Below are 20579 nucleotides of genomic sequence, written 5' to 3' on the forward strand. Positions count from 1 at the left end.
CGCCGTCAGTCCTTTTCTCGTGTGTCTATGGATGATCCCGCACCGTGGCCGTCACCGCCGCGCACGGTGTGCGCGGCGAGCGAGGCGGAGTGGCCGAGGCTCTGGCGCTGCTTCATGGCTCTGGCCCAGGATGGCGGACCGTCGCTTCCCGCTGCCTGTCCGCTATCGGAGGGCGGGGAACCTGGGGCAGGCACGATACGCCCGCCCATGTGACCGACAGCCGAGCGCGCACCCTCCCGGAAATTGCCTCGGGCACTGTCGGTTGCGGCGCGCAGCGGGGACATCGCAGCGCCGCCCGCGGCGCGCCCGACACCGGCCATACCGCCCGCGACAGCTGCTCCGCCGCTCCTGCCCGCCGAACCCGTGGCATAGGCCATGGTCGCACCGCCGGCAGCGCGCGAGGTACCGCGCGCGACCGAAGAGGCGGCGCTGGCAACCGCACCGCCGGCCAGTTTGGCCCCGGCGACGCCGCCAACCGCCGCACCACCTGCGAGAAGGGCAGTCCCGGCCGCCGCGCCGGCACCCAGTTGCGGCCCGCCCGCGACGATCCCGTTGGCAATACCGGGGCCGAAGATGCCGAGGCCGAGAAGGGTCAGGCTGGCAAGCACGATGGCGAGCGCATCCTCGATGGTCGGCTCGCCCGGAATGGCGCTGGTGAACTCGGCGAAGAGGGTCGAGCCGATGCCGATGATCACGGCGAGCACCAGCACCTTGATCCCCGAGGAGACCACATTGCCGAGCACGCGCTCGGCCATGAAGGCGGTCTTGCCGAACAGGCCGAAAGGAATGAGCACGAAACCTGCAAGCGTCGTAAGCTTGAACTCGATGAGGGTGACGAACAGCTGGATCGCGAGGATGAAAAACGCGATGATGACCACCGCCCATGCGACGAGCAGGATGACGATCTGCAGGAAATTCTCGAAGAAACTCACATAGCCGAGCAGATCCTGCATGGATTCGAGCAGCGGCCAGGCGGCATCGATACCGACCTGCGCGACCCGGCCCGGCTGAAGAAGGTCCGCGGCACCAAGCCCGGAGCCGCTCGCCTTGAGGCCAAGACCGGCGAAACTGTTGAAGACGATGTTGGCGAGCGTGCTCCAGTTGCCGATGATGTAGGCGAAGATGCCGACGAAGAGCGTCTTCTTCACCAGCCGGGCGATGATGTCGTCCTGCTCGCCCCAGCTCCAGAACAGGGCGGCGAGCGTCACGTCGATCACGATCAGCGTGGTCGCTATGAACGCGACCTCGCCCGACAGCAGCCCGAAGCCGCTGTCGATATATTGCGAGAAGATCGCGAGGAAGCGATCGACGACGCCGGTCCCGCCCATCTCAGTTGTCCCTCGACATCGGTGGGTCCGGGAGGACCGGCTCGGGATAGGCGTCCGGATGGTCGACACCGAAGAAACGGCGGCGTTTCTCTGCCCAGGCTGCCCGGCAATCGGACGAGGACAGCGCCAGCTCACCCATCCGGGCGCAGACCCTGAGCTGGGCCGGCAAGGGATCGCCATCCGGGATCCAGAGGGTCGCTGCCTCCTCCACGCGCGGCTCAGGGTCCTTGTGCAGCTGCACGAGAGTCATGGCGACCGCGATACCGACGAAAACGGCAGCACCGATCCGCGCAGGGAGCTTGCCGTCCATGGCGGATCACCTCGATCCGCCGGGCAGGTAGCGCGGCCGGGTCGCGAGGAAGCGCCTCAGCTGTTCGCGCGCCTGGGCCTTGGCTGTAGCGCGCTCGGCCGCATCGAGTGCCTGCGCCCGGCTTGATGCCGCAAGCGTTGCGGTCAGATCGGCCAGCTGGCGCGCCTGCAGGGCGAGCAGCTGGTTTCCAGCCTGGGCTGCTTGCAGCGCGCCCGCGGCGGACTGGCTCGCGCCGACCAGCGTGCCGATCGCCTCGCGCGAGCCTTCGATATTGGCGACCGCGCTCGCCTGCACCTTCAGCGCGTCCTCGAAGCCGGCGATACTGTTCTTCCAGCGCGTCTCGGCGCCGGTCACCAAGGCCTGCTGGGAAGCGCCTAGCGGGACATTCCTGTATTGGGCCTCGAACGCCGCCTCGATCTCGCCCACATCATAGGCGATGCGCTGGGCCTGGTTGAGAAGCTGCTGGGTCTGCCGGATCTGGTCCTGCAATGGCTGTATGATGTCGGTCGGCAGCCGTTCGAGATTCCTCGCTTCGTTGATCAACGAATTCGCCTGGTTCTGCAGCATCCGAATCTGGTTGTTGATCTGCTCGAGCGTGCGCGCCGCAGTGAGCACGTTCTGGGCGTAATTGGACGGATCGTAGACGATCCCGCCGAACTGGGCCTGTGCGGGCGTCGATGCGAACGCGGTCGCGCCGGCGATGCCGAGCGCTGCCGTCATGGCAAGGGTTCTGAGTGATCGGTGCAAGGTCATGGGATTGCTCCTTCCGGGGGGCTGGGTTGAACGGTGGACGGTGCGTCAGCGCCAAGCAGCTGCGCAGCCCATTCGTGGCCGCGATGCCGCAGCCATGCGGCCGCGAAACCGGCCGCGCCCTCACTTTCGACAAGGCGGGCAATGGCGAGCTGATCGCCTTTCGAGGATGCTCCGGCAAAGGCGAGCGCGACCTCTCCCAGTCCCAGTTCGAACAGACGATTGCCGCGCGCCGACTGGCAGTAATAGTCGCGCTTGGGCGTCGCCCGGCTGAGGATCTCGATCTGCCGATCGTTCAGTCCGAAGCGCCGGTAGATGCTGAGGATCTGCGGCTCGATCGCGCGCTCGTTGGGCAGGAAAATGCGGGTCGGACAGCTCTCGATGATGGTCGGCGCAATCGCCGAACTCTCGATATCGGCAAGGCTTTGGGTCGCGAAGACGACGCTCGCGTTCTTCTTGCGCAGGGTCTTGAGCCACTCGCGCAGCTGACCGGCGAAGCCGGGGCTGTCGAGCACCAGCCAGCCCTCGTCGATGATAATCATCGTCGGCGAACCGTCTAGCCGTCCCTCGATGCGGTGGAAGAGATAGGAGAGGACGGCAGGCGCGGCAGCCGAACCGGTCAGACCCTCGGTCTCGAAGGCCTGGAAGCGCGCGTCGCCAAGCCGCTCGCATTCGGCATCGAGCAGCCGCCCGAACGGTCCGCCGATGCAGTAGGGCGCAAGCGCCTGCTTGAGCGGCTGCGACTGGAGCAGGACGGCAAGTCCGGTCAGCGTACGCTCGGCCACCGGCGCGGTGGCAAGCGACGTTAGCGCCGACCAGAGATGCTCCTTGGTAGCCGGATCGACCGACACGCCTTCGGATGCGAGAATTGCCTGGAGCCATTGCGCGGCCCAAGCCATCTCCGCCGGCTCGTCGATGCGCGCCAGCGGCTGCAACGAGACGCCTTCATCGCCCTCTTCGGAAAGGCTTGAGCCCAGATCCTGCCAGTCGCCGCCGCAGGCAAGCGCGGCGGCGCGGATGGAACCGCCGAAATCGAACGCGAAGATCTGCGCATCCGTGTAGCGGCGGAACTGCATCGCCATGAAGGCGAGCAGCACCGATTTACCGGCACCTGTGGGGCCGACGACGAGGCCATGGCCGACATCGCCGACATGGAGCGCGAAGCGAAACGGGGTCGTGCCCTCGGTCCGCGCGTAGAACAGCGGCGGCGCGTCGAAGTGATCGTCGCGCTCCGGGCCTGCCCAGATGGCGGATAGCGGTATCATGTGCGCCAGATTGAGCGTCGAGAGGGGCGGCTGCCGGACGTTCGCGTAGACGTGTCCGGGAAGCGAGCCGAGCCATGCCTCGATCGCATTCATGCCTTCGGTGACGCAGGTGAAGTCGCGGCCCTGAACAACCTTCTCGACCAGGCGCAGCTTTTCGGCAGCGAGCCGAGCGTTCTCGTCCCAGACCGTGATCGTCGCGGTAACCAGCGCCATGCCGACATGATCGGCACCCAGTTCCTGCAAGGCGGTATCGGCGTCCTCGGCCTTGTTGGCCGCATCGCTGTCGACCAGCACCGAGGCCTCGTTAGTCATCACCTCCTTGAGGATGGCGGCGACCGACTTGCGCTTGGCGAACCATTGGCGGCGAATCTTGCCGAGCAGGCGCGTGGCATCGGTCTTGTCGAGCATGACCGCGCGGGTCGACCAGCGATAGGCAAACCCTTGCGCGTTCAATTCATCGAGCAGGCCGGGAAAGGTGGCACTCGGAAAGCCGACCACGGTCAGGGTGCGCAGATGCGCCGTGCCAAGACGCGGCTCCAGACCACCGGCAAGCGGCTCGTCGGCGAGCAGCGCATCGAGATGCATCGGCGTTTCGGGGACGCGCACCTCCTGCCCGCGCGTTGAGATGCAGCCGTGCAGATAGGTCAGCGTCTCGCCGTCATCGAGCCAGGCTATCTCGGGAAAGAACCCTTCGAACAGCCGGAGCAGCCGGTCGGTGCGATCGGCAAATCCATCGCGCAGTTCGCGCGGGTTCACGCCCTTGTGCGTCTTGCCTTCGTAGAGCCAGCTTTCGGCGCGCGCGCCGTCTTCGACGGGCGGAAGCCACACGAATGTAAGGAAATAGCGGCTTTCGAAATGCACGCCTTCCTCGGCAAACTGCTCCGCGCGCTCGCGCTCGACGAGGGCGGACGCCGGATCGGGAAAGTCGCACACTGGATAGCCCAGCGCGGGACGACGCACGGCCTCGACGAAGATGGCCCAGCCCGATCCCAGCCGGCGCAGCGCGCTGTTTAGCCGCGCAGTCGTGGCAACGAGCTCGGCAGGGGTTGCGCTGTCGAGGTCCGGGCCTCGGAAGCGTGCGGTGCGCTGGAAACTGCCGTCCTTGTTGAGGACGATACCCGGCGCCACCAGCACGGCCCAGGGCAGGAAGTCGCTGAGCCGGTCGGCGTTGTTCCGATATTCGCGAAGCGAGAACATCCGTCAGACCTCGAAATGTGCGGGAAAGCGCAGGTGCCGCCGCGCGACGTCGACGAACTGCGGATCGCGCCGCGCGGCCCAGACCGCGATCACGTGCCCGGCAGCGAAGACGGCAACGCCCGCCACCCACAGCTGCAAGCCGAGCCCGATCGCGCCTGCCAGGGTCGCATTGGCGATGGCGAGCCCGCGCGGCGCTCCGCCGAGCAGGATATGCTCGATCAGGGCCCGGTGGACCGGGACGGCGAAGCCGTGCGGCAGGCCGGATGCACTGTCTTCCATCAGACCAGAGCTCCGCCGCCGAACGAAAAGAACGACAGGAAGAAGGACGAGGCGGCAAAGGCGATCGACAAGCCGAAGACGATCTGGATCAGTCGCCGGAAGCCGCCCGAGGTATCGCCGAAGGCGAGCGCCAGCCCGGTCGCGATAATGATGATCACAGCGACGATCTTGGCAACCGGTCCCTGGATCGATTCCAGGATCGCCTGCAGCGGCGCCTCCCACGGCATCGATGAGCCGGCGGCGTGCGCTGGAGCGGCGACTGCCAGTGCGACAATGCCACAGACAATCAAGGCAGGCAGGCGCGGGCGCGCCCGTAACAGAGTGTGGGTCACAGGGAATCTCCTTGGATTGGGCAAAGGGGCGCGAGCACATAATTGCCCCGCGCATCGAGCGGGCGGACCTCGGCCAGTTCGGCAAGCCGCCGTACCGTACCGTCGCGCACCAGCACCGCGATCACGTCGATGGTCTCGGCGATGAGAGCGCGCGGCACGGTCACCACGCTCTCCTGGATCAGCTGCTCGAGCCGTCTCAGCGTGCCGAGCGCGGTTCCGGCGTGGATCGTGCCGATCCCGCCGGGATGACCGGTGCCCCATGCTTTCAGCAGATCGAGTGCTTCCGCGCCGCGCACCTCGCCGATGGGGATGCGATCGGGCCGCAACCGCAGCGCCGAACGAACGAGATCGGACAGCGAAGCCACGCCGTCCTTGGTCCGCAGCGACACGAGATTGGGGGCAGCGCACTGGAGCTCGCGCGTGTCCTCGATCAGGACCACGCGGTCGGTCGAGGAAGCGACCTCGGCAAGCAGGGCGTTCGTGAGAGTCGTCTTGCCAGTCGATGTGCCACCGGCGACGAGGATATTCCTGCGCACGGCAACCGCGGCAGAGAGCGCCTCGGCTTGGCTGGAAGACATCACCCCCGCCGCGACATAATCGTCGAGCGTGAACACGGCGACAGCGGGCTTGCGAATGGCAAAGCTTGGCGCAGCCACAACGGGCGGCAGCAAACCTTCGAAACGTTCTCCGCCTTCGGGCAATTCGGCGGAGACGCGCGGCGCTCCGCCATGCACTTCGGCTCCCACATGGTGCGCCACCAGACGGACGATCCGCTCCCCGTCGGCAGCGCTCATCGTCCGCTCGGTGGCCGCAAGGCCTTCGCCCAGCCGATCGATCCAGAGGCGTCCGTCCGGGTTGAGCATGACCTCGATCACCGACGGGTCTTCAAGCCAGGCCGCGATCTCCCCGCCCAGAGCGGTACGCAGCATGCGCGCGCCGCGCGACAATGCTTCGGATCGGATCGGAACTACGCTCATGCCAGGCCTCGGAACACCGCGACCGACGGCCGGTCGCGTTCTGAGGCACATCAAGAAGACAGGATTTCAGGGCACCGCAACAGGAAGTGGCAGGTGTCGAACGGCAGCGCGGAAAAGGTAAGCCGGGCGTAGCGAGCCGCATCCGGTGACCCCAGCGCAAGAAGGCTGACCGGCGGGCCGACCAGGTGCGTGTCCTCCCGAAACCCGGCTGCATTTTATCTATGAGAACAGGATTGCATTGAGAACACAATGGCAACAGGTAGTTCAGTGCCTGACTGCGTCACACTCGCAAGAAACAAGCGTAAGGAGAGAACTTTGCGATCAAGTTTGACACGAAAATCGGCGTCCGCCTCCTGCAATGCACCTCAACAGACATACACACTTGTGAGGTTCCCGAACGGCGAGACGCGGCGAATGACCGCTGGCACGCGTACCGATATCTCCAAGGCGGTGATCGAGGCCTTTGCCCCCACATTTCTTGCCAAGCCGAGCGTCATTTTCTGTAGACAATCTTGCAACGAGGCGATCACCGACGGCGTGGAACTCCTTAAAACGCTAGGACTGATTTTTCCAGCCGACGTAGCTCTGCCGTACATTATCCTGGTCGATATTGGGCCGGCCCATCCGCTCCTCGTATGCGTGGATATCGGCCTTTCCGATAGGGCCATCGATGATGCGCGCGAGACAGCCTTGATAAAGATCGCCGACCAGGCAGGTTTCGCGTCGCGGAATGTCGCTCTGGTAGCGGCCTTTGTTGATCGCGAAAAGGCTCTCCCCGGGGAAGCCACGGGCAGGCTTGCTGGGGGCAGCTACGCCTGGTTCGCCTCGGAGCCCGATAATCTGATAGCGACATGGCCGGTTCGCGGATGAGGGAAAGTTCGAAAACAACCTGTGCAAAGGTGTTCGCGGGAAGATGACGAAAGGAAACGCACAAGGTCAAGTCTCCGGGTGATGACTGAACGCCCAGTCCGCCGAGCGAAACCGCAGTTTGACCGCTCGTGCGAATCTTCAACACCATCTCAGTCGGACGGTTCTGGACGTGCCGCCTCATCGTCGCTGTCGAGCCGATCCTCTCGCCGGATATTATCCACGAATGCCTGCAGCACGGCGTTCCTGTCGGAGAAAATCGTCGCATCCGCGAAGTGCTGGCGCACCTTCTCCTCTATTTCCGCGACAGTCTGGTTTTCTGGGTTGCCCTCGGCCCATTTGCGACCGGGATGGACGGTGCCGAACGGTGATTTGTTATTCGCCCGAGTGGTTGCCGCATCGCCGTGCTTGCCGAGCCCGTAAAGAATGCCAGTCTCGTTGTTCCAGATGGGACGAAACATTCGGATGAGATGGCTCTCGGCGGCCGCCTGATACCCTGTCTGGACCGCCAGCGCCCGGCAATCGAAGTCCTCGATCGCGATACCATCGACCTTCTCGATGTTGCGACGATGCTCATTGAGTCGATCGGCGAGTTTCGTGCCCTGATCGATCGCGGTCTTCGGATTTCCCTTTGGGTCCGCCTTGCCAACATAAATGGGCGTCTCGCTGCCGCTAATGGGCGCGTAGAGCGAATTATCGCCCGTGTAGTAGATCGCGTAGACACCCGAGCCATAAAAGCGCCCCAGCTCACCCAGACTCTTCCTGTCCTGAGCGACAAGAGCGAGGGCCACGAAGTTGCCGATAAGGCTAGGTTCCGCTGGATCGAAGAATGCGTCGGGCAACTCGTTGGGGTCGATCTTGCGCGTCAAACGCTCCAGCCGGTCGCGCATGTCATCGACCCGGTTAACCAGCTGCCTGCGCGCGGGATTCGTCAGACCATCGGCCTCGGTAGCGGCGAGCAGTTCCTCGATCTCCGCGAGTATGGTGCTCGCCTTCGTAACGGACGGATTGCGGGCCATGTCTATTGCTTGGTGGTGTCGGAGTTTTCGAGCGCGACGGCGACGCTGCGAGCTACACGCTCGGCCAGGGTGACCGGTACCGCGTTGCCAAGCTGCCGCATCGCTTCCGACCAAACGCCCTCGATCCGATAACTGTCGGGGAAGGTCTGGAGGCGCGCACTTTCCCGCACCGTGAAATATCGTACCGATCCATCCGCGCGCGCAAGCATGTTCTCGCCACCCGGGACGCCGTGCACGCCCGCCTTCAAGGCCTTCGCGGCGTCATCCAGGGGGCTGCCGGTATGTCCGGGGTAGCTTTTGGCGCCTGGCTGGAACCGATGCCCTGTCAGCCTCGGACTGTCTCCAATTCCATGTTCTGGATCGGGCAGGGTGGCAAGCGCGTCCCGTACTGTGACCCACGGCAGGGCAGTTGGTCGTTCGGTCATTCTTTCCGCTCGCGCCCTAATGCGCTCGGCATTGCACCACCTTTCCCGCCTGGGAACCCCATGGCGATCGAAATACTGGCCATGCGCCTGTTCCCAAAGCAAGGCATCTTGCGAATGCGTCGCTTCCGGGAACGACCATTCGATCGCCTTGTCCTTACGGAAGCCCACGAAGAAGACTCGATGCCTCTTTTGGGGCACACCGTAATCGGCCGCATTCAGCACCTCGGCGACAAGGCTGTACTCAAGGCCTCGGTCCGCGCGAGAGCCGGTATGGTGCCGCTCCAGCCTGCGGAGATGGGCGGACCAGTCTTCCTCGCCCTTCGCCACGAGCTCAGGGTATTGCATCTGCAGCTTGATGTACTCGTAATAGGAGCTGAACCGCTCCCGGGTGAGGCCCCGCACATTCTCGAAGATGAAGGTTCTTGGCTTCGCCTCGCGCACGGCCCTCACCGCTTCCGGGAACATGTCGCGCCTGTCGGCATGCGCCAGATGGCGACCTCCAACGGAGAAAGGTTGGCAGGGCGGCCCTCCGGAAATCAGCTCGACTCTCCCCTCATGCGCGGTGAAGTCCGCGTCACGGACATCGCTCTCGATATCCAATGGCCATCCCTTGGTGTCGCGCTGGCGTGCGCGTCGGTTGGCCAGAAGGGTCCGCTGACAATTGGGCTCCCACTCGACAATGCGCTCGGGCCTGAATCCAGCCCGGCCGATACCGATGCCAAGGCCACCAGCGCCCGCGAAAAGCTCGATTGCCTTCACGACGTGTGGTCCAGAAACTGAGTGACTAGTCGTTCCATCGTGTCATCGTTCCTAGTTTGGCACTCCCAGATTACCAAGACATCCCAACCAAGTTTCCGCAGATCAAGCACATTCCGTCGATCTCGTGCCTTGTTGGCCTCCAGCTTGGGAACCCAAAAATCCAGCCGTGACTTTGGAAGACGCGCTAGTTTGCAATCCGGATCGTCGTGCCGATGCCAAAAGCATCCATTAACGAAGATGACTTTCCTGCGAGGGCCGAAGACAAGGTCAGGGGTGCCCGGAAGTGATCTACGATGTAGACGATAGCGATAACCCAGGCGATGGACCAACCGGCGGACCCGAAGTTCGGGTTTCGTATCCTTCGCCTTAATCTTGCTCATTCGGACGGAGCGCGAGGCCGGATCCAGGATATCAACCACGCTTTGAGCATACTGCAACATGTCGGCGACCGTAAAGGGGCCGGTTGGAGACTGTCCGCTTCGGAGCAATATGCTGATCAAGCGGACATTCACTCGCACCGCGAGACGAAGAACTCTTGACTCATTCCCTGCGCGCTTCAGAATCCATTTCAATCCAATTCGGGATTAAAATTCTTAAGCGATTCCGTAACCTTGCGTAAATTGTCTGCGAAAGCCATCCGACGATGTTGAAATGCGCCGATGTTCTCCCCATGTTCCCCAAAAGTTAAAAGCGAATTAGGGAGGATATCCAATGCATAGCGTGCGTTTTTTCCCGATCGGCAATGCCGACAGTTGCCTCATTGAGCTCGAGAACGGCCGACGAGCGCTATTCGATTTCGCGGACATGCGAGACCCCAACAATCAGTACGATCTGCGCTGCGACCTTGAAAAGGAACTGCGCGACCGGATGGGAACTGACAAGCAGATCGATGTGGTCGCCTTCACCCATCTCGACACTGATCATTGCAAGCGCGCAAAGGATGTCTTCTATCTCGAACACGCAGAGAAATACCAGGACGACGAACGCATCAAGATCAAGACGATGTGGGTGCCTGCGGCCGCCATTCTTGAAGTAGGCGTCGAGGGACAGGCGCGGACGTTGCGCGCCGAAGCGCGCCATCGTTTCATCGAGGGGAAAGGCATCCGTGTATTCTCGCGCCCCGATCAGCTGGATGACTTCCTGATTGAGCGCGGCATCGATCCTGCAACGCGGCGTAACCTAATCACAGATGCCGGCAATCTCTGCCCCGAGTTTAATATTGCTGCTGACGGGTTGGAGTTCTTCGCGCATTCGCCGTTCGCCGAGCATTGCGACGGCAAGCTCATTGTTCGCAATCAGTCTGCACTGTTCATGCAAGCCACATTTAACGTCAATGGTCGGGAAACGAAGCTCATCCTCTCAGCAGACGTCGACCATGCGACGATCGATGACATCGTTCGCGTTACCCGCTTTCACGAGAATGACGCACGGCTTGAATGGGACATCAACAACATCCCGCATCATTGCAGCTACACCTCACTCGCGGCGGAGAAGGGCAGCGACGAGACCGAACCGAGCGATCGCCTGAAATGGCTCTATGAGGAGCAAGCCCGCGCGAATGCGATCGCGGTCTCGACAAGCGATCCCATACCCTCTGAAGACACGGTGCAGCCGCCCCATCGCCAAGCGGCGAATTATTACAAGCGCGCGGTGAAGGACAACGACGGGCAATTCATTGTGTCGATGGAACATCCCAGCAAGACTAAACCAAAACCGCTGGTGATCGAGATCGGCGGAAATGGCTATACGATCTTGAAGGCAGCTGGAGGTGCCTCGGTGCTGCTCGGCAACTCGGCGCCGCGAGCGGGGCTGTGACGGCAGAGGCAGCGGTACTCACTTCTAAGCTTGCGCAATCGGTTGTCGCCTATCTCACGACATCTGCAGACTTGCCCTTCGCCGAACTCACTGGGATCGAAGTCCGGGAAAGCGCAGACGTGCTTCATATCCGGCTTGAGCCTGAACTTCCCCAGCATCGTAAGGTGCCCATACTGAACCATGAACCGGTTACGGTCCTCTTCGATAAGAGCGACGAGGAACCCCCGCGCGTTTTTTCGGCTCGAGGTGACTTTCCTGTCGATCTCGATCTTATCCACACGAACCGCGACATGGAAGCCGACGGTGTCGCCCTATGTCTTTGGGAAGAGCCCTGGGCGAATTTGTCCCGAACTCTAACTGGGCAATCGTTTGTCGAGCGAATGCGAGATTGGTTCAGTCGAACCGCACGAGGAGATGTTCATCCGGCGGACCAAAGTCTTGAGCCGCTACTTCCCGGCACCTCAAATACCCTCATCATGCCCGCGGGTCTGCCTAAAGGACCATGGCATGTGGTTGGTTCCGTCGAAGTCGATAAGCGATACACACTTCTTCTCGACGCTGCGGCGCCCAAAATTACCCCGCCCCTTTCGTTCGCACTGTTCTCAATACAGCTTGACCCGGTCGTTCATGGCGCACTGAAAAGCCGCCCCTACGACTTCGCAGCGCTCGCCGCCCTCATCGAGGAGTTCGGCGTGGACCTGTTAGAGACACTTCGACCTTGGCTTCTGGAACCCTCGCAAATCGAAGCCGCCCAAAAGTTTCGGGCTCTTATACTCATCGTCATCCCTCTCAAACGCGGTGGGGATGATCCGCCCGAGAGCTATCAGATATTGGCGTATAGTTCGCTCGGGACACTTGCCGAATTTGGCGAACATCTCGGTATCACGATAACCGCAGAAACGGACGGACATATGCAAACGGCGGCCGCCCTTGGGGGACAGCCCGTCGATCTTTCGCAGCTCCTCTTGATGCCATGGCGCGTCGTGCAACAACTCGATCGCTCATTAGCGCGGGAATTTTCCGCCAATCCGCGCGCGACTGACGCCACCCTCGTCGCGATAGGCGCAGGCGCGATAGGGTCGAACCTTGTGATCAACAGCATGAAGGCCGGAGTTGGAAGTTGGACGATCATCGACGATGATCTCGTCTTGCCGCACAACATCGTGCGTCAAACGCAAACGGCACAGGCAGTCGGCGTCCCGAAAGCACTCGCCTTGGCACATGACGCAAGCCTACTGGTTGCGGAAGCTGGCGGCGCTTCGGGCATCATCGCGAACGTATTGAAACCCGGCGAACATGCCGACGCTATCGAATCCGCATTGACGGACGCGGATTTCGTGATCGACCTTAGCGCCTCCCCCGCTGTGGTAGGATACATCGCCGACCATAGCGCTGTAAGACGCGCCGCGAGTTTCTTCTTCAATCCCGACGGCTCGGATCTAGTCGTTCTCGTCGAAGACGCCGACCGCAAGCTGCAGCTCGACGAAATCGAGGCGCAGTATTTTCTCGCCAGTGGTGCGGATCCTTGTCTCGCCAGACATTTCGCGTCTGCGCGTGTCGATCGGTTGCGCTATGCGAACGCGTGCCAAGATTTGACGCGGCCACTGCCGCCTTGGCAAGTCCAGACTCTCTCGGGAATTGCGACCGGTAGGCTCCTTGCAATCTTGGGCGATAAAGCCGCATCGGCCCGCGTATGGCGAATGGATCCTGCGACCGCGCTCATTGTCCCCATCGATCTCGCTTTGAGCCCGACCAAGCGGGTCGAGCATGAGGCAATGCGGGTCTCCATCTCGAACAAGGTGGTGCATGCGATGCAGGTCCTTCGCGAGGAGCGCTCGCCCAACGAAACGGGCGGGATTCTCGTCGGCACCTTCGATCTTCGGCGAAACATTCTCCATGTCGTTGCGGCATTGCCAGCGCCACCAGATAGCCGCCAGTCGCCCACCTATTTCATTCGTGGCGCCCTCAACCTTCGTCCAATTATGGACGCACTCACTCAGGGTAGCGCGGGACAACTTCAATACGTCGGGGAATGGCATAGCCATCCCGATGGTGCTGCGGCTCGACCTAGCCGTGACGATGAAGGGGTCTTTTCCCATCTTGCTGCACAGATCGAACCGACGGGTTCGCCGTTCGCCGTGATGATCTGTGGCGCGGAAGACAGCTGGATCCGTGTTGGATGGGCAGGTCGCGGACGAATTGAGGGGGTAATTGCCTATGGCGACGATGAATAAGGCCTCCCCTGCTGGAACAGCAATTGCGCTCTCGGGCGGCGGATCGCGCGCAATGGCTTTCCATCTGGGATGTTTGCGTGCGCTCCACTCGGCCGGCGTTCTCCAACATGTCGAAACAATCTCTTCGGTTTCGGGAGGAAGCGTTCTGGCTGCGCTATACTGTGCAACGCCGGGGGATTTTTCTCATTTCGAGGTAAAGGCTCGCGCAATGCTAGCAAAAGGCCTCGTCAAGCCGTCGATCGGAGTTGCGTTATCGACCCCCGAAGGCATCAAGGCCCTTCTACAATTTCTCGTCATCGGCGCTGATCGTATGTTGGCGATGCTTCTTCGTGCTGCGCGCCGTCTCGTGGGATTTGCTCCCTCTCCTCCGACAGGATGGCTACGTAAGAGCCGCCTAAAACGCCGTTTCAGCCGCACCACAATCCTTCGCCGCGCGCTCGATCAATCTTTCGATGGTGCCAAACTATCCGACCTTCGTGCGGACCGGCCGCGCCTCATCATTGTATCCTGCGAGCTGCAAACGAAATCGGCTTTCTATTTTTCGCGAGACGGCATCGCTTCGTGGAGATTTGGTTCGGCCAAAGCGGACGGGATCTCGCTAGCACATGCTGTCGTCGCGTCGGCCGCGTACCCACTACTCCTGCCAGCTCTCGACGAAGAATTCATCTTCAGCAAAGGCGGTGAGGAAGCACTTCGATCAGTCATACTCACTGACGGCGGGGTATATGACAATAGCGGCCTCTCGCCGCTCTGGCCCGACCGCGACCCGAATGTCAGTTTTTTCGTACGGCCGCACGATCGGCTCATTGCCTGCCGCGCGGGTTATGGATTGGGCCACGACCCCGCTCCGACGTTCATCGGATCTCGCATGCGGGCGTCTTTCTTCGCCGTGCATGCGCGCGCGCAGAATGCGGCCGTGCAGCGGCTTTTCGACGTCCAAGTGAACGGCAAGGTCAAGGCCGTGCTCCTGCCTTACATCGATCAACCAGATGAACAGCTTCTGAAAGCGCCCGAAGACCTCGTCGCTCGCTCGCATGTAAGCGCGTATCCGACGGACTTCTATGCGATGTCGGAAGAATGGGCTGATCGTCTGATCCGTCGTGGCGAGCAGGTGACTAAGGCGCTTCTTGACCAGCATTGGGGACATGAAGCTTCGATCTCGTCGACTGCGGGGGATGGCTAGTCTTGTCGTTGTTGGAAATCTTCGATGTGGCACACGGCCAATGTTCGCTGTTGACCAGTTCCTCCGGGGCACATCTTCTTATCGATTGCGGACATAACGGCGGAACAGGATGGCGCCCCTCTGAAATGCTTCGTTACCGGGGCATTGGTCACCTCGACGAACTCATCATCACGAACTGCGACGAAGATCATGTGAGCGACCTACCCGGGGTGCTCAATGAGGTCAGCGTCGGGATTCTAAATCGAAACCCGACCGTCAGCGGGGCTGATCTCTATCGATTGAAAGAACAACGGGGGATGGGACGCGGGATCGCGGCCCTTGCTGATATGACGAAGGATTATGGGACCGCGGTCTCGTACTGGCCGGACTATGACGGCATGACCTATCGTCAATTCTGGAATCGCTACCCCGACGACTTTGAGGACGAGAACAATCTGAGTCTCGTCACAGTCATGCGCTGGCCGGGGTACAACCGCGATACTGGCTTTTCCATTTTGTACGCTGGCGACATGGAACGCGCAGGATGGCAAGCGTTGCTTCGGCGGGAAGACTTTCGCGATGAGATGCGAGACATCAGCGTGTTCGTAGCGTCTCATCACGGCAGGCTAAACGGATATTGCCGTGAGCTTTTCGAATGGACCGATCTCAAACCAGAACTTTTTGTCATATCGGACTGCGGCATCCAATATGCGACGCAGGAGACCATTGCGCTCTACCGCAGGCATGCGTCAGGGGTAGACCATAATGGCCAGTACCGGCGCGTTATCACCACCCGCCGAGACGGCTATGTCAGTTTCAGGATCGGCCCTGATGGCGCGTCGCTGTGGACTGCTCGCTGATTGCCGCGACGATACGGCGTCATGATTTGCAGCGGCGCTTTGCGGATGTATTCCTCGGCCCCGCGACGTTCAGCGCCGGTGATCCGATGCTACGATGCCATTGATCGTCAGAAATCCTTATGTCTGCTTTCGGGCCGAGCCAGCACCAACTCTTAACGGCCGACATTGAGGCGCAAAGCGGACAACATGTAGCCTTGAAGAGAGACCCCTAGAGCGTCTCGCAGCGTAGCGCCTCAAGGCGCTCCGAACATATCTCGTGAACGACGCGGCCGAGTTCTTCGACCTGCCTGCCCAGCCATTCGAGTTCTTCCTTCGTGATCCGGTAGTGCTTTGAGTAGCGTGCCTTGACGTAGGCTTCCTTGAGCTTCTCGAAGCGAGCGCGGTCGCGCTTCGTGTCGCGTGGCCAGATATAGGTCAGGCGCGGATCGATGCGCTCGGCTTGTGTGCGCAGGAATCCGAGGTTGTGATTATGCGGTGTGTAGAAGGTACAAACCAGCAAGACGCTGTGATACAGACTCTCGACTGCCTGATGAAACTCGAACGCAGCGTGTTTATTCATTCCTTCCTGTATCGCGTATAGAGCAAGCTTCACTCTGCCCTGGGCAGCTGGCATCCACTCGGCGAAATATTCCTGCGCCATCGCCAGCGCTTGTTCGGGCGTCTTGGGCTTGGGCTGGTGGAGTTCAGTGTCATCGCACTGGTAGAGCGCGATCCCGTCCTTGGCGATATCCATGAAGAAGTAGCGCCCATGCGCCAGGCCATCGTTCACTTCCTGCAGCGTATGGACGATGAAATTGACAGGCGTCCGCAGCGCACCGGTGATCGCCAGTTCCCGGTCGAGCCGCTCCTCGAGCTTGAGCCAATAGGCCACGCGATCGGCGATCCGCTTGTCGTTGACAATGATGAGCAGATCGTAGTCCGACTGGTAGCCCTTGGCGGTGTGGGGCTCGTCGACCCATCCCCCACGCGCGTAGCTGCCATAGAGGATGATCTTGAGGATCCGGGCCTTCTTCTTCCACTCGTGTTTGGCAAGCGCCAGCGCATCGCCGAATTCGTCGAACACAATCTCGACGACGCGTTCCAGTTCGCGCTGCTTGGTGGGAGGAAGATGATCGAGATCGGTGCGCATTGATTCATCCTTAGCAAGCTGCTGGAATGGTTGCACCCTTACAATACTGCACGGTGCGATGACCGGCTCCAACAAGCGCCCTCTGCTCTTCGAAACCCGCCGAGCGGGAACTTCAAACGGCGCGGCCGACGAGAACTTCGCCAAGCCGCTACCGATCTTTCCTGTCCCGAGATCGTCTTCAGCCATGGTCCTCACCAAGCTCGCCCACCCGTATCAGATCGTCCGCCAGATGCGGATCGCGCTCCATGTGCCGGGCAAGCGCCTCGACAAAATTCTCGAACCGCTTCTCGACGCCTGCCCGGACCGCAGCCGAAGGCTGGCTTGCAGGCGGCGGCGTGGCGGCGAGCCATGTCCGAAGATACAGCGCGAAGGCTTCGTTGCCGACTTCCACATGATAATCGAGCTTCTGCAATTGCCGCGTGATCCGGTCGAGGCGCCGGCTGAATGCGGCCTCCATCCGCTCGGATCCGTCAGGCGAAAGAAACGAGGCGATCGCCGCTTCAACCACCGATGCCTGCGATACCCGCTTGCGACCCGCATAGTCGGCCAGCTGCCGCGACAGGTCGGGCGGGAGCCGGAAGGTGTGCTTGATCCGGTTGCCCTTTCTCACAGATCGATCCCATCGCCGGGATCGAGCGCGGCCCGCCGCGCATTGGCGCGCATCCGGTCCGTAATCTGCCTGTTTCTGACGGCATCGTCGTCATCCCGCCGATCGGTGAAATCAAACTCGTTGGGAGGCGGTGACCGGGGCGGCAACACGTCCTCGTGTTCCGGCAAGTCGGGCTCACGGCGAATGCCGCCCTCGCCCGCGGTGTCTAATGCTTCCTCCTCTTCCGGGACCACCACCGCCGCAGGATCGGGCCGGACATTCGGCGAGGCGATTACATCGCCCCAGTCGTCGCTCCGGGTGCTGTTGCCCGATTGCTTCACGACAGGTGGCCGATCGATCCGCGTCTTCAGTCTCGGATCGGCATAATAGCGCGCCTTCTTCGCGCGGATCGGATGAGCACCTGCGAGCATGACGATCTCGTCGGTATCGGGCAGCTGCATGATCTCGCCCTGGGTGAGCAGAGCCCGGGCGGTTTCGGTCCGGGATACCATCAGGTGCCCGAGCCAGGGCGACAGGCGGTGCCCGGCATAATTCTTCATCGCGCGCAGCTCGGTGGCCGTGCCGAGCGACTCCGAGATGCGCTTGGCGGTGCGTTCGTCGTTGGTGGCGAAGCAGACGCGGACATGACAATTGTCGAGGATGGCATTGTTCTGGCCGTAGGCCTTCTCGATCTGGTTAAGCGATTGCGCGATCAGGAACGCCTTGATGCCGTAGCCCGCCATGAAGGCGAGCGCGCTTTCGAAGAAGTCGAGGCGGCCCAGAGCGGGAAACTCATCGAGCATCAGGAGCAGTCGCCGACGATCCGATCCTTCGTCGAGGTCTTCGGTGAGGCGGCGCCCCAGCTGGTTGAGGATCAGGCGAACGAGCGGTTTGGTCCGGCTGATGTCCGACGGCGGAACGACGAGGTACAGCGTCGCCGGGCGCTTTGGATCAATGAGGTCGGCAATGCGCCAGTCGCACTGCCGTGTAACACTGGCGATTACGGGGTCGCGGTACAGGCCTAGGAACGACATGGCGGTCGAGAGCACGCCCGAACGCTCGTTCTCCGATTTGTTGAGCAGTTCGCGCGCGGCGCTCGCCACGACCGGATGAACGCCGTCCTCGCCCAGATGCGGCGTCTGCATCATCGCGGCGAGTGTCGCCTCGATCGACCGCTTCGGATCAGAAAGGAAGGACGCGACACCTGCGAGCGTCTTGTCCTCTTCGGCATAGAGAACGTGGAGGATCGCGCCGACCAGTAGCGCATGGCTGGTCTTTTCCCAGTGGTTGCGCCGCTCGAGCGAGCCTTCGGGATCGACCAGCACGTCGGCGATGTTCTGCACGTCCCGCACTTCGCCGACGCCGCGCCGCACTTCCATCAACGGATTGAAGGCGGCCGAAGCCTCGTTGGTCGGATCGAACAGGAGGACGCGGCTGAACTTGGCGCGAAAACCGGCGGTCAGTTCCCAGTTCTCGCCCTTGATGTCATGCACAACGGCCGAGTGCGGCCAGGTCAGCAGCGTCGGCACGACGAGGCCGACGCCCTTGCCGCTGCGCGTCGGCGCGAAGCACAGCACATGTTCGGGCCCGTCGTGACGCAGATAGAGATTGGCGCACTGGCCGATCACCACGCCCTTGCCAGCGAGGAGGCCGGCATCGGCGATGTCGGAGCGCGTTGCCCAGCGCGCCGAGCCGTAGGTCGCGCTGTTGCGTTGTTCGCGGGCGCGCCACACCGACATGGCGATCGCGACCACCACCGAGATCAGCCCGCCCGACGCTGCGATCATGCCGCCGGTCTCGAATATGCGCGGGGCATAGGCCTCGTAGCTGAACCACCACCAGAAGATCGCATAGGGCGGGTAGACCGGCATGCCGAAAGCGGTGAACCACGCCCGGCCAAGCTCGGTCTGATATCCAAGCTCGGCAGCTGTCCATTGCGTACCGGCCCAGATGCCGGCCAGCGTCAGGGTGAATACGGCGAGGATCTGGCCCCACAGGATTCTGGTTGCCGACATGGTGTCTCCTTTGCAGGAGGCAGCAGGCCGAACGGGAACGTCATTTCAAGCGCGGTGCCGGGCGAATCGCGGTCTGGCGCAGGCAAAGAAGCGGGCGGCTAGAGAGCCTCGCAAGCGAACGCGGGTTCCCCGGACCATGTCAGACGGTACATGCTCCCTTGCGCGACCGACTGCACGACATTGGGCCACAAAGCGGCGATGCAGGTCCCGTCCGCGTGGCGGACCGAGGGATAGATGATCCCGTTATGCCCTTCGCCGCGCGCCTGAGCCGCAAGAGCATTGCCGGCCGGATAGCCCTTCGCCGTATCGTGCTCGAGGCCGGGATGATCGGGAAGACCGCGCAGATCGACAAACACGCCCGACATGCTGGCGATCATCTCGCCATATTCGACGACGGCATGGAAATCGCCCGCATCGGCCAGGGCTCTCGTCAGGTGATGGCCAACTTCGGCAATGCAGGTCTCAGCCGCCAGGGCGGCGTACCAGGCACCGCGATTGGCGGGATTGAAACGGCCCGGCTCGCGCGGCTTGGCATAGGCGAAGCTCGCATTGATAAAACGGGCATGGGGCACGCCGTGAACGAGCTCATCGGCGGTCAGCGCGCCAAGCCCGCGTTCCTCGGCGATCAGCCGCCCGCTGGTCGCGCCCTCGATCTCGGCCAGAAGGGCAAGATCGTCATCGTCGTCGGCCAGGGATGCCATGACCGCAGCGCGCAGCCGCGCGCTCGGCACAAGCCTGATGGTGCGCTCGAAGGCCTCGCGGATCGTCGGAAGGTCGGACAAAGACAGGTCGGCCGACTCCTCAGAGCCCGCCACGAAGCGCGTCGATATACTGCCGGGTTTCCAGCATGCGCGGGATGCCGCCGGCGATCATCGCCTGCACCGGGGAAAGCCGGTCGAACACCGGCGCTGTGTTCGCCAGCTTCGGCCAGCGATCCGCCATGTCGTCGGCGAACAGGAGGTGCAGCCCCTTGAACAGGCCGATCAGCGCCGAGGCGCGGGTCAGCTGGTCCTGGCTGAGCGTGCCGTCCCACGTCTCGGCCTTCATCCGGTCCCAGGTGCTCTCCGACACACCGAGCAGTGCCGCACCTTCCGCATTGCTGCCGTCCCAGGCATCGACGAGCCGAAGCACGGCCTTGACCGCTGCGCCTGTTAGGCGGCGGCGGTCATCATCCCCTGCAAAAGTCTGAAGTCCGCGCCGGGGTTCAATGTGCTCGAACACTGCACTGGCCATATCGCATCTCCTGATGCTTCTATATGCATCATGT

20 protein-coding genes are annotated in these 20579 nt (G+C 62.1%); 5 read left to right on the top strand and 15 right to left on the bottom strand.

The genetic code is table 11. The features are described from left to right. Positions 1 to 5 precede the first annotated feature (5 nt). Genes trbL through trbB form a run of 7 tightly spaced genes read right to left on the bottom strand, consistent with a single transcriptional unit; the run spans position 6 to position 6438 of the window. Positions 6 to 1328 (bottom strand): P-type conjugative transfer protein TrbL, encoded by a 1323-nt coding sequence (gene trbL / locus ACWIKC_RS12270; RefSeq protein WP_454597781.1) that lies wholly within the window; start codon positions 1326 to 1328, stop codon positions 6 to 8. A 1-nt stretch (position 1329) separates the two neighbouring features. After that, positions 1330 to 1638: a putative entry exclusion protein TrbK-alt gene (gene trbK-alt / locus ACWIKC_RS12275; RefSeq protein WP_454597782.1), complete on the bottom strand. Its 309-nt coding sequence runs from the start codon at positions 1636 to 1638 to the stop codon at positions 1330 to 1332. Positions 1639 to 1644: 6 nt separating this feature from the next. After that, entirely contained in the window at positions 1645 to 2391 is a 747-nt protein-coding gene (trbJ, locus tag ACWIKC_RS12280; protein ID WP_454597783.1) for a P-type conjugative transfer protein TrbJ, read from the bottom strand. Further along, positions 2388 to 4850, bottom strand: coding sequence for a conjugal transfer protein TrbE (trbE, locus tag ACWIKC_RS12285; RefSeq protein WP_454597784.1), 2463 nt, complete (start codon positions 4848 to 4850; stop codon positions 2388 to 2390). Before trbE ends, trbJ begins: the two co-directional genes overlap by 4 nt. A 3-nt stretch (positions 4851 to 4853) precedes the next feature. Further along, positions 4854 to 5129: a VirB3 family type IV secretion system protein gene (locus ACWIKC_RS12290; protein ID WP_454597785.1), complete on the bottom strand. Its 276-nt coding sequence runs from the start codon at positions 5127 to 5129 to the stop codon at positions 4854 to 4856. Beyond that, on the bottom strand, positions 5129 to 5449 hold the full coding sequence (locus ACWIKC_RS12295; RefSeq protein WP_305930870.1) for a TrbC/VirB2 family protein: 321 nt from the start codon (positions 5447 to 5449) through the stop codon (positions 5129 to 5131). Before ACWIKC_RS12295 ends, ACWIKC_RS12290 begins: the two co-directional genes overlap by 1 nt. An 8-nt stretch (positions 5450 to 5457) precedes the next feature. Then, on the bottom strand, positions 5458 to 6438 hold the full coding sequence (gene trbB / locus ACWIKC_RS12300; protein ID WP_454597786.1) for a P-type conjugative transfer ATPase TrbB: 981 nt from the start codon (positions 6436 to 6438) through the stop codon (positions 5458 to 5460). 414 nt (positions 6439 to 6852) lie between these two features. Here trbB and ACWIKC_RS12305 point away from each other — a divergent pair, with 414 nt between their 5' ends. Then, complete coding sequence (locus tag ACWIKC_RS12305; RefSeq protein WP_454597787.1) at positions 6853 to 7308, top strand: BsuBI/PstI family type II restriction endonuclease; 456 nt, start codon at positions 6853 to 6855, stop codon at positions 7306 to 7308. Positions 7309 to 7457: 149 nt separating this feature from the next. Here ACWIKC_RS12305 and ACWIKC_RS12310 read toward each other — a convergent pair whose 3' ends face one another. The 3 genes from ACWIKC_RS12310 to ACWIKC_RS12320 are packed head-to-tail and all read right to left on the bottom strand — an operon-like array spanning position 7458 to position 9948. Next, entirely contained in the window at positions 7458 to 8324 is an 867-nt protein-coding gene (locus tag ACWIKC_RS12310; protein WP_454597788.1) for an Eco29kI family restriction endonuclease, read from the bottom strand. 2 nt (positions 8325 to 8326) lie between these two features. Beyond that, positions 8327 to 9508: a DNA cytosine methyltransferase gene (locus ACWIKC_RS12315; protein WP_454597789.1), complete on the bottom strand. Its 1182-nt coding sequence runs from the start codon at positions 9506 to 9508 to the stop codon at positions 8327 to 8329. Next, a complete protein-coding gene (locus tag ACWIKC_RS12320; protein WP_454599495.1) occupies positions 9505 to 9948 on the bottom strand; it encodes a very short patch repair endonuclease in 444 nt (147 codons plus the stop codon). The genes ACWIKC_RS12315 and ACWIKC_RS12320 overlap by 4 nt, the downstream gene beginning before the upstream one ends. Positions 9949 to 10219: 271 nt before the next feature. Between ACWIKC_RS12320 and ACWIKC_RS12325 the strand changes: the two genes are divergently transcribed. From ACWIKC_RS12325 to ACWIKC_RS12340, 4 genes are all read left to right on the top strand, one after another. Beyond that, on the top strand, positions 10220 to 11323 hold the full coding sequence (locus ACWIKC_RS12325) for a hypothetical protein (RefSeq protein ID WP_454597790.1): 1104 nt from the start codon (positions 10220 to 10222) through the stop codon (positions 11321 to 11323). A 71-nt stretch (positions 11324 to 11394) separates the two neighbouring features. Continuing rightward, complete coding sequence (locus ACWIKC_RS12330) at positions 11395 to 13557, top strand: Mov34/MPN/PAD-1 family protein (RefSeq protein WP_454597791.1); 2163 nt, start codon at positions 11395 to 11397, stop codon at positions 13555 to 13557. Then, positions 13550 to 14740 carry a patatin-like phospholipase family protein gene (locus tag ACWIKC_RS12335; RefSeq protein ID WP_454597792.1) on the top strand — a complete coding sequence of 397 codons (1191 nt, stop codon included), beginning with the start codon at positions 13550 to 13552 and terminating at the stop codon, positions 14738 to 14740. Before ACWIKC_RS12330 ends, ACWIKC_RS12335 begins: the two co-directional genes overlap by 8 nt. An 11-nt stretch (positions 14741 to 14751) precedes the next feature. Then, entirely contained in the window at positions 14752 to 15579 is an 828-nt protein-coding gene (locus tag ACWIKC_RS12340) for a ComEC/Rec2 family competence protein (protein WP_454597793.1), read from the top strand. A gap of 208 nt (positions 15580 to 15787) precedes the next feature. Here ACWIKC_RS12340 and ACWIKC_RS12345 read toward each other — a convergent pair whose 3' ends face one another. The 5 genes from ACWIKC_RS12345 to ACWIKC_RS12365 all read right to left on the bottom strand — a co-directional run bounded on the left by ACWIKC_RS12345 (position 15788) and on the right by ACWIKC_RS12365 (position 20545). Continuing rightward, positions 15788 to 16708 carry a HEPN domain-containing protein gene (locus ACWIKC_RS12345; protein WP_454599496.1) on the bottom strand — a complete coding sequence of 307 codons (921 nt, stop codon included), beginning with the start codon at positions 16706 to 16708 and terminating at the stop codon, positions 15788 to 15790. Positions 16709 to 16886: 178 nt separating this feature from the next. Continuing rightward, a complete protein-coding gene (locus ACWIKC_RS12350) occupies positions 16887 to 17318 on the bottom strand; it encodes a CopG family transcriptional regulator (protein ID WP_454597794.1) in 432 nt (143 codons plus the stop codon). Then, the gene (locus tag ACWIKC_RS12355; protein WP_454597795.1) at positions 17315 to 19312 is read right to left on the bottom strand and encodes a conjugal transfer protein TraG; all 1998 of its coding nucleotides are present in this window, start codon (positions 19310 to 19312) and stop codon (positions 17315 to 17317) included. The genes ACWIKC_RS12350 and ACWIKC_RS12355 overlap by 4 nt, the downstream gene beginning before the upstream one ends. 98 nt (positions 19313 to 19410) lie before the next feature. Then, positions 19411 to 20094, bottom strand: a complete 684-nt coding sequence (locus ACWIKC_RS12360) for an RES family NAD+ phosphorylase (RefSeq protein WP_454597796.1) — start codon at positions 20092 to 20094, stop codon at positions 19411 to 19413. A gap of 19 nt (positions 20095 to 20113) precedes the next feature. Beyond that, positions 20114 to 20545 carry an antitoxin Xre-like helix-turn-helix domain-containing protein gene (locus ACWIKC_RS12365; RefSeq protein ID WP_454597797.1) on the bottom strand — a complete coding sequence of 144 codons (432 nt, stop codon included), beginning with the start codon at positions 20543 to 20545 and terminating at the stop codon, positions 20114 to 20116. Between the last annotated feature and the right edge of the window lie 34 nt (positions 20546 to 20579).

It is taken from the genome of Qipengyuania sp. SM2507 (assembly GCF_053714505.1).